13 protein-coding genes are annotated in these 12,439 nt (G+C 45.7%); 7 read left to right on the top strand and 6 right to left on the bottom strand.

Going from position 1 to position 12,439, the window contains the following annotated elements:
• Positions 1-178: 178 nt before the first annotated feature.
• The gene (locus RIE73_RS37695) at positions 179-880 is read right to left on the bottom strand and encodes a helix-turn-helix domain-containing protein (RefSeq protein WP_446406047.1); all 702 of its coding nucleotides are present in this window, start codon (positions 878-880) and stop codon (positions 179-181) included.
• Between the two features lie 230 nt (positions 881-1,110).
• Here RIE73_RS37695 and RIE73_RS37690 point away from each other — a divergent pair, with 230 nt between their 5' ends.
• Positions 1,111-1,326: a hypothetical protein gene (locus tag RIE73_RS37690; RefSeq protein WP_446396734.1), complete on the top strand. Its 216-nt coding sequence runs from the start codon at positions 1,111-1,113 to the stop codon at positions 1,324-1,326.
• A 551-nt stretch (positions 1,327-1,877) separates the two neighbouring features.
• On the opposite strand, the gene RIE73_RS37685 is transcribed toward RIE73_RS37690, so the two are convergent.
• Both RIE73_RS37685 and RIE73_RS37680 read right to left on the bottom strand, forming a co-directional pair.
• On the bottom strand, positions 1,878-2,414 hold the full coding sequence (locus RIE73_RS37685; protein ID WP_446406046.1) for a hypothetical protein: 537 nt from the start codon (positions 2,412-2,414) through the stop codon (positions 1,878-1,880).
• A 1-nt stretch (position 2,415) separates the two neighbouring features.
• Entirely contained in the window at positions 2,416-2,763 is a 348-nt protein-coding gene (locus RIE73_RS37680) for a PadR family transcriptional regulator (protein WP_446406045.1), read from the bottom strand.
• A gap of 196 nt (positions 2,764-2,959) precedes the next feature.
• Between RIE73_RS37680 and RIE73_RS37675 the strand changes: the two genes are divergently transcribed.
• The 6 genes from RIE73_RS37675 (at position 2,960) to RIE73_RS37650 (ending at position 7,762) form a co-directional block, all read left to right on the top strand.
• Positions 2,960-3,607 (top strand): DUF1294 domain-containing protein, encoded by a 648-nt coding sequence (locus tag RIE73_RS37675; RefSeq protein ID WP_446406044.1) that lies wholly within the window; start codon positions 2,960-2,962, stop codon positions 3,605-3,607.
• Positions 3,608-3,665: 58 nt separating this feature from the next.
• Positions 3,666-3,977: a hypothetical protein gene (locus tag RIE73_RS37670; protein WP_446406043.1), complete on the top strand. Its 312-nt coding sequence runs from the start codon at positions 3,666-3,668 to the stop codon at positions 3,975-3,977.
• 26 nt (positions 3,978-4,003) lie between these two features.
• Positions 4,004-5,065 (top strand): AAA family ATPase, encoded by a 1,062-nt coding sequence (locus tag RIE73_RS37665; protein WP_446406042.1) that lies wholly within the window; start codon positions 4,004-4,006, stop codon positions 5,063-5,065.
• Positions 5,066-5,067: 2 nt separating this feature from the next.
• Complete coding sequence (locus tag RIE73_RS37660) at positions 5,068-5,553, top strand: hypothetical protein (RefSeq protein WP_446406041.1); 486 nt, start codon at positions 5,068-5,070, stop codon at positions 5,551-5,553.
• Positions 5,554-5,749: 196 nt separating this feature from the next.
• On the top strand, positions 5,750-7,057 hold the full coding sequence (locus RIE73_RS37655; protein ID WP_446406040.1) for a glutamate-5-semialdehyde dehydrogenase: 1,308 nt from the start codon (positions 5,750-5,752) through the stop codon (positions 7,055-7,057).
• A 153-nt stretch (positions 7,058-7,210) separates the two neighbouring features.
• Positions 7,211-7,762 (top strand): Uma2 family endonuclease, encoded by a 552-nt coding sequence (locus RIE73_RS37650; protein ID WP_446406048.1) that lies wholly within the window; start codon positions 7,211-7,213, stop codon positions 7,760-7,762.
• 283 nt (positions 7,763-8,045) lie between these two features.
• Here RIE73_RS37650 and RIE73_RS37645 read toward each other — a convergent pair whose 3' ends face one another.
• The 3 genes from RIE73_RS37645 to topA form a co-directional block, all read right to left on the bottom strand.
• A complete protein-coding gene (locus tag RIE73_RS37645; protein ID WP_446406039.1) occupies positions 8,046-8,450 on the bottom strand; it encodes a type II toxin-antitoxin system VapC family toxin in 405 nt (134 codons plus the stop codon).
• Positions 8,447-8,662, bottom strand: coding sequence for a hypothetical protein (locus RIE73_RS37640; RefSeq protein ID WP_446355383.1), 216 nt, complete (start codon positions 8,660-8,662; stop codon positions 8,447-8,449). Before RIE73_RS37640 ends, RIE73_RS37645 begins: the two co-directional genes overlap by 4 nt.
• 400 nt (positions 8,663-9,062) lie before the next feature.
• Positions 9,063-11,675, bottom strand: coding sequence for a type I DNA topoisomerase (gene topA, locus RIE73_RS37635; protein WP_446406038.1), 2,613 nt, complete (start codon positions 11,673-11,675; stop codon positions 9,063-9,065).
• Between the last annotated feature and the right edge of the window lie 764 nt (positions 11,676-12,439).

Genomic DNA, 12,439 nt, shown 5'->3' with positions numbered 1-12,439 from the left:
CCGTACAAAATTAGGTTCGGTCAAGCTAACTTCTAAAAGCCGAAACGCCCTATTTTTCGTTCTCACTCTTCCTTGTCTACTGGTCTACCTGTCTTCCTTGTCTTACCTCAACCCCAATCTTAAAAAACCTACCCTTATGAGCTGATCCCTACCCCCCACAACAGTTATTCAGCAGCCCCTAATTATTCAACGGACTCACTTTCGCCCGATACAATAACTTATCCCCTTGCCGATAGCCAACGTAACGAACTCGCACCATCTCTCCGGGTTGAACGGTTCCCGACATTAATTGATGCCATTGGGGATTATACGCCACTTCATCGCCAACGGAGGCGATCGCTTCTATGCCCCATTGTTGCAGAAGTTGTTCCACTGGCTTGATGAGGGGCAATAATCGGATCGCGGGTAATTGGTCATTCTGAGTTACCGCATAAGCGGCGGTGGGCCACTGTAATAACCATGATTCTAATACCTGTACACTTGATTGCTGAAACTCCTGTAGCAGGGTTTCGCGTTGTTCGGCTAATTGCTGTTGTAGTCGGTGGTATTCCTGCTTGAGGTTGTCTAGGCTTTCCGATGCAGGAATTTCCGGAGTGGGTGAGGTGCGATCGCGCGGCGGTGTAATCGGAGAGATGGATTCGGCTGAAAATAAGGTGAGCAACTGATCAACCGATATTCGCAATACATCCGCTAATTTTAGCAGCGTCTCTACCCGCATTTGCGCTACCTGTCCTTGGCGCAGACGTTTCAGTTGTCGTTCAGACACCCCACTGACGCGACTCAGTTGGCGAAAACTGGACACATCCACCTGCTGCATCAGGTATTGTAACTGTTGGGTGTAATTCGGGGCAGACTGATTCTTATGGCTAGATGCGGACATGATTATGACTTATCTGGAATTGTTATCGATTTTTATGGATTAACCCTTCTGTTTAATTTTCTCGGGTTAAAGCCGTGTTCTCGGTAGATCTACGGATGCTGATTCAACTGACCCCTTAAGTTGGATAAAATCACGGTGTCTGTTCTCCCAAGTCTCCCCCTATGCTGGTGATGCAATAAATCGTTGGCGTTCACCACTCGCCACTTTTTTATTCCAAGGGGGACAAATCCATGACGGTAAACTGGAAAGCATTACTGGCAAAAACAACGGTATGGTTAGCGGCTGAGATATTGCTCAATCTCCTAGGACTTGATAATCTAGCCGATTACAGCGAGTTTATTTTTGGGCGACAAGGCGCGAATTTATCTCAGCCAGAACTGTCACAATTGATGCTGTTTACCACGTCCACAACGGGAGAGGATCATCCTTTGTCTTGGGTAAGTTAAGTTATACGCCAAAATTTCTCTAAGCCGATGAGTAAACGTGAATTTTGAATTCCTCCCAATTACTGACTAAAGCTTATAGCCAATCTGACGTAGAAATTCCTGGCGCTGCTTTACCTCCTTAATGAAGTGGCTATGACCGATAATGATATTACACCTTCCGGAAGCTCTACGGGAACTGACTTCAGTTCCATGGCTGTCTCCTCACGCACTACCTACACTACAGCTTTTATTTTCATCGGTCAGGGGTCAGAGATCGGGGGTTACGCTGCCACTTCTTTACAAAACTAAACATATTTTTGGCAAATAGGGGGTGACACCCCTCACCCCCAATGACTATAATTATGCTTAGTAGATGCACCCTGATAATCTAGAGAGTTGCTTAGGTGACTCTCTTTTTTTTTGTCCTTTGTCCTTGGCGAATCAGATTGAGTAGAGGGCGACCCGATCCAATTGAGTGGAATGGAGTTTTGAATTAGTGCAAGCGGGTCGCCCCTACACGGAACAGGTGTTTTGGAGCATTCATCCATAACGATCGCAATCATGGGAAATTCTTAACGCATTCGTCTCGCCGCGATCGCAAGTCGTCTCAGCTTGATCAAACTGACGGTAATGCAGAGTCCAGTTAATCGCCAGTAGGTTAAAGCCGTTACCCGCCAATCGGGATCACCCTGATCTAGACGTTGGCGACGATCCAGTAAAATATCATGTAGCCAATCTTGGTATTCCTCCCACTCCTGAGGTGCTTTCGTGGCAAGGGTTTGAGCAATCCAGTCCGCTAATTTTACATCCCCTTTAATCGTAGAAGAAGCATCGGTTTTGATCGATCGCCTAGTGATCCGGCGATGTTGTCGGTAAGCCAGAAAACTCACGGTGAAGCTGAGGATCACGAACCCGATACTTAGTCCTAATGCGACATAGCTGGGTAATCCTAGCCAGAAAAGTGCGATCGCTCCTCCACCGATAACAACGTAGACGGTAAATTCAACGGTTAGATAAATTAAGGCTTTAGCGATCGCTTGTACACTACGCCAGATCAAACGTACTATTTGCGGAACGAAGCGGCGGCGGTGACGGTTTCGGTGCATCATATTAGAGTTCTCCCAGTGCAGGTTGCAAATGGTGTAAGGCGGTGAGGAATTGTTGCTTTTTCTCCAAGGCTTGCAAGCCAGAACCTGTGATTTTGTAATAACGTCGGCGTGCGCCTGTGGTTTCCTCCGGCGCTTCATCACCCCAGCGAGAGGTAACGAAACCCCGCTTTTCCAGTTTTCGCAAGGTGGGGTAAAGAGAACTGAAGCCAATGGTGCGTTCACCATGGCTAGCTTGCGCGATCGCACTCATAATCTCCAATCCATAGCGTTCTCGATACATCAGCGCATTCAGGATCGACTCTTCGATTAACGTCAGATTCAGCGTGTCGTCTTTGTTGCGAGTAGCCATCGGGTCATCCCTTTTATATTCATAATCTCATTATATATTCACTTTTTGAATATAGAGGTGCGATCGCTCCGTTCGTAGTAGGCGCTTCAGCGCCTCTATAGTTAGCGCCGTCTACAATAAAGCCAGCTTTCACGCGATCGCGGTTCGTTCGTAGTAGGCGCTTCAGCGCCTCTATAGTTAGCATTGAGTTTTATGGATGAAACCCAAAACGCATAAAGGTCAATTAACAGTTTGGAAAGACGAAGAAGGGTTTGGCTTTATCAAACCCGATCAGGGTGATCAAAATGTTTTTCTGCATATCACTGGATTAAAGAATCCTAATCGCCGTCCCCAAGTCGGTGACATTATCCGTTATCAATTAACTATTGGCAAGAAAAGAAAATTTTGTGCTAGCAATGCTGTCATCGAAGGAACGGCCTCTCAGCCTAGTCCTAAACATTTATCCAAAAGCTCGCCTAAAAGAAAGCGATCGAAAAAGAGAACACAATCGTCTTCATTAGTCTGGGAAGTTTTGTTTTTATCTCTATTTCCGATCGGCGGTTCGGTTCACTTGGCATCAATAACATCAAATTTAATTCCTCTCCTGCTGTATTTGATCATGAGTGGGTTAACCTTTGTCCTTTATGCTCACGATAAGTCCCGTGCTAGAACCGGAGAATCGAGGATACCTGAGAAAACATTACATTTGTGCGAACTAGCAGGTGGATGGTTAGGCGCATTCATTGCTCAACACACTCTACGCCACAAAAGTAGCAAAAATTCTTACCAAGTCGTATTTTGGGCGATTGTGGCTTTTCATATCATGTTTTGGAGCGCTTGGCTGTTCAAACATTTATTTAATTGAGTGGAAAAGTGAGGAATGACAGTACCAGATTCATCGTGCATCATCAGATAAGTAGACAATGATTTGGACATATCGCGTATTTCGCAACAATCAAGGACGCTATTCAATTCGTGAGGTATTTTATGAGCCAGATGGTACAATTGTCGCTTATGGTCAAGCACCTGTTGTTGTTGTTGGCGCTTCGCTGGAAGAATTGCTCCAACTGATCAAATGGTTTAAGGATGCATTCGACTTACCCGTGTTATCGATAGAAGAAGTCGAGGCTCAGGTTGCCAAACAAACGACAGGTGTAAAGTCAAAACATGAGAATAATATTATCTTAAATGATCTAATTGCCCAACTATCTACTGAGATAGATTCAGGTGAGTAAACACGTAAATAATTAAATAGTTTGCTATGATAGTTCAGTCTGTCGAGTTAAAATATTTCAAGAAATTTAGGGATTATACCTTTAATTTTACGGATTCGGAAACGGGTTTGGCACGGGATATTATTGTCCTAATTGGCATGAATAGTACTGGCAAAACCAGTCTTTTACAGACAATTGCGGCGACGCTGGGAGTAGCAACTGGGCGATTACAAAAACTTACTGATTTAGATTGGTTAGGATTTAATTATGAATTGCTAGGAAATAACTGGGGTCGATTTGAGCCAGAGGTAACTCTAAAGGTACAATTTTCATCTCAAGAAATCCATGCTGTTCAGGAGTTTCATCAAAAATTACAAGAAATAGGTCGTCATTTACCCGTTCCTCCAGCAGAGGATTATCTAGCAACTTTGAGATGGCAAGGTGAGCGAGTCCAAGCAGATACGGCGGCTCAATTGTTCCAATTTAAAGGGCGAGACTATGCTAAAAAACTACTCCGATCTGAAGGCTTCTGTGTGTTTGAGCGAGTGGGTACAGTCTTCTGGTATACCGAACAAAGAACGTCAACAAGTTTAACCAGTGAAGATCCCGGTCATACAATCGAAATAACTGAAAACATTTTACGCGATCGCCTATCAAAATGGCGGCAATTCCACCAAGATGTTGAAACAGGTAGAATTAAGCAACTACGTCCAGGACAAAAAGATGTGTATGCTGAAATTGAACAAGCTTACCAGAAGGTTTTTCCCGAACGTAGTTTTGAAGGTCCGGTTCCCCGTGAGAATATTGATGACATCCTAAGCGAACCTTGGTTTTATCTCTACGATGGCAAAAACCAGTATGAAATTTCAGAAATGTCTGGGGGAGAGCGGGCTATTTTTCCCATATTAATGGACTTTGCAAATTGGAATATTCATAATTCAGTCATTTTGATTGATGAACTGGAATTACATTTACATCCGCCAATGCAACAAGCATTGCTGAGAACTTTACCTAAATTGGGTAAAAATAATCAATTCATTATCACGACTCACTCTGATTATGTCGAGCAATTAGTACCTGAAGCACATATTATTCGATTAGGAGTGTAATTGTGAGTGTCGTTGATAAGGTTATTTTTTGTGAGGGAAAACAAACCAGTTTAGATATCAAACTTCTAGAGCGCGTTTTAGCAGAACAACCTGGACAGCGACTAACAATTGTGTCGGCTGGTGGGAAGTTTACATTTTCGGTTTTTGCTCAAGGTTACTTTTTTCCTGATGAAGCAATAAATAAACGGTACATCATTTTTAGGGATAGAGATTTTGATGTTCAGCCAACCTCAGAGGTTAAATTGCTAAAACTGGGACAACGCTGTTTTTTAACTCATCGTGCTTGTATTGAAAATTATCTTTTAGATGCTGATTTAATTCATAATTATTGGCAAGCTAAATTTGCCGAGAAATCGGAAAATCCTTTATCCAAGTGGGGACATGGCGATTCAGTGGGAATTGAGACAATTACAGCATGGATTTATAGGTCAGCAAGAACGTTGCGAGATTATCAAGCGGTACGATGGGATGGGCATTGGCTGATGTAGCGAAGCCGAGTGTGGGAAGCGCTAAAGCGCTCACTACGAACGGAAGCGCTAAAGCGCTCACTACGAACGGAAGCGCTAAAGCGCTCACTACGAACGAACGGCGCGGGCTTCTGGAAAAGACATCAATCATAATTTCCGCCCAGTCCAGGATTTTGCTAGACTTCAGATGACTTAGTTGGTATTCCGATCTCCAGCCATGACAGCGACTCCAGTACCATCCCCATCCCTTAGCGCGATCGCCCAATCCACTCGCCAAGCCGCACGACAGTTGGCGGTTATGTCCACTGATACCAAAAATCTAGCGATTGAAGCGATCGCGAAAGCGTTAGAAACCGCAGCACCGGATATTTTGGCGGCGAATATCGCAGATTGTCAAGCTGCTGAAGCGGAGAGTATCCCTAAACCTCTCTACAATCGCCTGAAGCTGGATGAGACGAAACTAAACGCCGCGATCGCGGGAGTGCGGGATGTGGGGAAGTTGACTGATCCCATTGGCGCTATCCAAATTCATCGGGAACTTGATCAGGGATTAGTTCTCAAGCGTGTCACTTGTCCCCTGGGAGTCTTAGGCGTTATCTTTGAAGCACGTCCCGATGCGGTGATGCAAATTAGTTCCCTGGCGGTGAAATCGGGGAATGGGGTGATTCTCAAAGGGGGGAAGGAAGCCGTTCGATCCTGTGAAGCGATTGTTAAGGCGATTCATAAAGGATTATCCACCAGTTCAGTTGATCCGGCGGTGGTGCAACTCTTAACCACCCGAGAGGAGACGATGGCGCTGTTGCAGTTGGATGACTACATAGATTTAATTATTCCGCGAGGATCGAACTCCTTTGTTCGCTTCGTTCAAGATAATACCCGGATTCCGGTATTGGGTCATGCTGATGGAATCTGTCATGGTTATATTGATCGCGCGGCTGACTTGCAAAAAGCGGTGGAGATTACTGTTGATGCGAAAACCCAGTATCCGGCGGTGTGTAATGCTATAGAGACGCTACTGGTGCATCGGGCGATCGCGCCGAGTTTCCTTCCCTTGGCTGCAAAAGCTTTGCAAGAACGGCTGGTGGAACTTCGTGGCGATGAAGCAACCTGTCAAATGATCGATTGTTCAGCCGCCACAGATGAAGATTGGTCTACCGAATATAATGATTTAATTCTATCGATTAAAATAGTCAATTCCTTAGAAGACGCCATTAACCATATCAATCATTATGGTTCGGGGCATACCGATGTTATCATCACCGAAGATGCCGATATTGCCCAGATATTCCTCAATCAAGTCGATGGCGCGAATGTGTTCCACAACTGTTCGACTCGGTTTGCAGATGGGTTCCGCTATGGGTTTGGCGCGGAAGTGGGAATTAGTACAAATAAGTTACCGCCCCGTGGTCCTGTAGGATTGGAGGGATTGGTGACGTATAAGTATCAAATGACAGGTCAAGGTCAGGTTGTTGCGAGTTATAGTGGCAAGGAGGCGAAATCCTTTACCCATAGGGACTTGCAGTGAGGGAAACCTAAAAATAATTGGTGTTTCATCTTTTGTCTTCAAGTGTTGAATATAGGGGTGCGATCGCGCCATTCATTCGTTCGTAGTTGCGCTGACCTCGCCTCTATAGTTAGCGCCATCTATAATAAAGCCAGCCAAATAAACGCGATCGCAATGGCAATCACCACAGCCAAATGGACAATAGACGAGTATCACCGCATGATTGCGGCGGGGATTTTAGAGGATCGGCGTGTGGAACTACTCCAAGGAGAAATTGTCGAGATGTCACCAGAAGGAGAACCTCACGCCTACTTCAGTAGTGAAGCTGGGGAATATCTAATGCGGCGGTTAAGCGATCGCGCGATGGTTCGGTTAGCCAAACCGATAACACTTCCGAACAACTCTGAACCTGAACCCGATATCGCCATTGTGCAACGATTGGGGCGTGAATACCTAGAACACCACCCTTATCCAGACAACATTTTTTGGTTAATTGAGTATTCCGAGTCCAGTTTAGAGAAAGATGTAGAGATAAAACGTAAAATTTATGCCCAAGTTGGTATTTCTGAATACTGGGTTGTTAACCTAAAAAGAAGACAACTGATTGTATTTCGAGATCCCCAAGATGGAGAATACGCTTCCCGATCTACCTTAACTGGAGAAATAATTTATCCCCTAGCGTTTCCTGATATAAGTATATCCGTCGATTCTATTGTCAGTATATAAATGAAGACATATAACAATTTTAGTTGAGATATAAAACGGAGGTAGACAAAGGGACAGGAAACAGGAAACAGGAAACGGGAAACGAGAATAGTAAATAAATAAGTAGGTTGATGGAAATAAACTCAACCATGTTAAGTTATGTTAACAAGCCTCAAACCCTTACAAATGACGTAGCTTGCTTCTCGCTCTCGCGAGTATGACGAATGACGAATGACGATCCCCACCGTTAACTTTAATTGTCCCCACCTACTTACAAATGTTTTTATATTATGCTTAAATAGTATTAAATTGTCCAATCTTCGATTGCCAACCCTGCCACTTTCCCGAAATCTCGATGATTGCGGGTTAAGAGAATTAATCCGCGAGATAGTGCAATTGCCGCGATTCTTGCATCCATCTTTGCCAGTTGAATCCGTTTTGACTTTAATTGCTCAAATGTTGTAGCTGCACCCGCATCAAATGGTAGGATGGGTAACACTTTAAAGTCATTAACGAGCCGCGCCATCATCTCATATCCTTTCACTACATCATTTAGGTGACAACCAAGCATTTGTTCGTGAAAAGTGACAATTGATACGGCAAAATCCGATAGCGGGTGATGAGCCATCTGTGTCGAAAGGTTGCTATAATCCTTCCCTGTTTGACGCTGAAGAACGCTCAGATGGTCTGTATCCAATAAATATTTCATAACTCGTCTTGTGCTTCTAGTACAGACTCATCACCTTGGCGAATTGCTCGTCCATAAGCCAGTACCTCCTCAAAAGCAGGTTCATCTTTGAAAGACCCTGTAATTTGTTGTAGCCAATTTGTCGGTTGAGGATTTGCAAGTTGTTTCTGCAATTCGGCGATCGCTGCTTCAACTGCTACCATACGTTTTTCTAAAGAGGTGTTGTTTGCCATTGGGTTTTCTGGTCTTCCGTAGTTGGTGTACTCAATTATTAGTTTAAGGCTCCCAAATATTGAACAGCAAGAGATTTAGCTATTTATTCTCGTATTTCAGCTTATTTTGATAGACTTAGGCGCTACAGTCATTATTGGTTGTCTGGCTTGAGCATCAAAATTAACGGGTTCAGGAGGTGGAGAAACGGGAATCATGTTTATCGTTTCTCCATTGTGACAATCCAACGGGGAAAGAAGGGATCATGTCCAGGTAGAAGATGCAGTAGTTGTTGGTGAATTTGCTCTTTGGTTCTTAAATAGTCAGGAAAGTTGCTCATATCATCGTGTCGTTTCTCTCATTTGAATCTACCTCAACCTAAACGCTAGGTAGAGACGTTCCATGGAACGTCTCTACACCAACCTATTTTTTTGTACTCTTACGACTTTTTGAGGATTTTGAGGATTTTGATTTCTTGGAACGACTGCTAGATTTTTTCGCCGCTAAGAGTTCCACGGCTTTTTCTAGGGTAATATCCTCAACCGATAAATCCTCCGGGAGTCCCGCATTGGTTTTACCATGTTTAACATAAGTCCCATAAGGACCCTCATAGACATTGACGGGTTCTTTGTCCTCCGGATGTTCCCCTAATTCCTTTAAAGGAGTCTTAGACTTGCTACGACTACCTCCTTTGGATTTTTTCGGCTGAGACAATATCTCCAATGCACGATCCATGGAAATTGTCAATACATCGTCGCCTTTTTTCAGGGAACGATAATCTTTTCCTTCTTTCCCCTGGTTGTGAACAACGTAGGGACCAAAGCGTCCTAATCCCGCCTGAACTTTACCCCCAGTAGCAGGATGAACGCCCAAGGTACGTGGAAGCGATAATAAACCCAGCGCCATGTCCAGAGTGACATCTTCCATGTTCACCCCTTTGGGTAAAGACATCCGCTTCGGTTTCTTATTCTCCTCTGAGACTTCACCCAATTGCACATAGGGACCATAACTCCCGATTAACAGATAAATCGGTTCACCTGTTTCCGGATGTAGTCCCAGTTTTTCGGGTCCTTGGGTTTTTTGCTTGAGAATCACCTCCACCTGTTCTGCATCCAGTTCCGAGGGGGTCAAGTCTTGGGGAATAGACGCAGTAACGGAACCATCGCCATTTTCAGCTTCGATGTAGGGACCAAATTTGCCAATGCGAACTTTGACATCTAGATTTTCCAGTTCGATACTCCGGGCTTCATTGGGGTCAATTTGGTCTTCCCGTTCGCGAACTTGGGTTTCTAAGCCCTTGTCACCCCGATAAAATTCCTCCAGATAGGGTAGCCATTGGGCTTCTCCGGTGGAGATTTCGTCCAGGGTTTGTTCCATTTTGGCGGTAAAACTGGTGTCTACCAAGTCTGGGAAGTGTTTTTCCAGTAAACTGGTGACGGCGAAGGCGGTGAAGGTGGGGATCAGGGTCTTTTTTTGCATTTGGGCATAGCCGCGATCGATAATTGTACCGATAATGCTGGCGTAGGTACTGGGACGCCCAATTCCTTCACTTTCTAGGGTTTTGACCAGGGAGGCTTCGGTGTAGCGCCCTGGGGGTTGGGTTTCATGACCGATGGCTTCCAGGTTTTTGCACTCTGGATGATCTCCAACGGCTAAGGCGGGAAGGACGACTTCTTGGTCTTCTAAGGCGGCGTCGGGATCATCGGAACCCTCGACATACGCCCGCAGATAACCGGGAAAATCAATCCGTTTTCCGGTAGACCGAAATCCGGCATCTTCAACGTCTAAGTCTACGGTAATGTGGGTTTGGCGCGAGTCTGCCATTTGGGTGGCGACGGTGCGCTTCCAAATTAATTCATAGAGTTGCAATTCACGACCGGATAGTCCAGTATCTCTGGGGGTACGGAACGTATTTCCGGCGGGGCGAATCGCTTCGTGGGCTTCTTGGGCGGCTTTACTTTTAGTGCTGTACTGACGCGGTTTGGGGCTGAGGTATTGCTGACCATACATTTGTTCAACACAACTCCGGGCTGCCGCGATCGCTTGTGCGGATAAATGCACCGAATCCGTCCGCATATAGGTAATATACCCCTGTTCATACAAATTTTGAGCCGTCCGCATCGTATCTCGCGCCGATAGGCTTAATTTGCGGTTGGCTTCCTGTTGCAGGGTGGAGGTGGTAAACGGGGGGGCGGGTTTGCGGGTGACGGGACGTTCGTCTAGGTCAGTCACCGTCCAGGTTTTGTCCGTCAGCCGCGCCTGTAAGTCTCGCGCTTCGGCTTCATTCAGCAGGCGCACATTTCGCCCTTGGATAATTTGCCCGGTGTTGGCGTCGAAATCACTTCCGGTGGCTATTTTTGTCCCGGCTAGGGTGACAAGTTTGGATTCAAAGGGCGTATTGTCTTGGTCTAAGAGGGCTTTTAAATCCCAATAACTCCCTTGACGGAACGCACGGCGTTGGCGTTCTCGATGCACCAGCAACCGCACGGAAACGGACTGAACCCGACCGGCTGATAATCCCCAGGCGATTTTTTTCCACAGTAGAGGCGAGAGGGTATAGCCCACTAATCGGTCTAAAATTCGGCGGGTTTCTTGGGCGTGTACCAGTTGGTCATCAATATCCCGACAATTTTGCAGGGCGTCACGAATGGCTTCTTGGGTAATTTCATGAAAAACCATGCGTTTGCAGGGAATTTTGGGTTTGAGGACTTGCAATAAATGCCAACTAATGCTTTCCCCTTCCCGGTCTTCGTCTGTGGCGAGTACCAACTCTTCGGCGTTTTTCAAGGCGTCTTTGAGTTGTTTGACAACTTTCTTTTTATCCTTGGGGACAACGTAGATGGGTTCAAAATCCGCCTCTACATTGACCCCCAACTGCGCCCATTTTTCTCCCTTGACGGCTTCGGGGATCTCACTAGCCGATTGAGGGAGGTCACGAATATGACCCATTGACGCTTCTACTTGATAGCCCGAAGGCAAGTAGTTGCGAATGGTGCGGGCTTTGGTGGGAGATTCGACGATGACGAGGGTGGTCATGGGAGTCCTCAAAATAGCAGCCTAGCTGAATAGTCTAATCTAAGTCGTTTATGCAGGGTATCAAGTCATTGATCCGTAATCAGAGAGTTTGAACCTTTTCCTTCCTTCAAGAGAACCGGGTGCGTGAGTGCGTAGGGGCGGGTTTAGGGACTTTCTTGTCGCTATTGATGGTAACGTTTGTACAAAACCCGCCCTGACCGATTCTTCACGTCGCTCAAGGACATGGTTTTGAGTGGGAGTGATGTTCATGGGTGTTGGCGTATGCGGTGCATGATGGCTAGGTTCGGTGGCTGGTGCATCCCCAAAGTCGTAATTAGCAGGGCTATGCCTGAAATACAGTCCCAGTTAGTCCCATACTACGCTACTGCTTTGGGTCGATCATCTATAACATGTCTCTTCTTCTCTTATATATCCCATCTCAAGAGTAACTGCACTTTTTCCAGAGGGAAGGTGGGGAAGATGGGGAAGGTGGGGGAGATGGGGAAGATGAGGGAGATGGGGGAGATGGGGAAGATGAGGTTGTAGAGACGTTCCGGTGGAACGTCTGGAAGATGGGGAAGAAAATTGCTAGATCTGCCTCGATCAGGAGTCGGATCGGCATTGCCCACCCGACATCACATCCTTTTTAACTGACGAGGGGTTTGGGGAGCTATAAGTCTCACGCCATAATCTTTGACGCAAGCGTCGAGATGCCTTCACTCCCCAAGTCTATTTTGGGGTTCGATACACCCAAAATAGACATTTACTGTAACTTGTTCTTTGCA

Source organism: Coleofasciculus sp. C1-SOL-03, assembly GCF_040220555.1.
Taxonomy (GTDB): Bacteria; Cyanobacteriota; Cyanobacteriia; order Cyanobacteriales; family Coleofasciculaceae; genus Coleofasciculus.
This window is presented reverse-complemented; position numbering and strand designations above follow the sequence as displayed.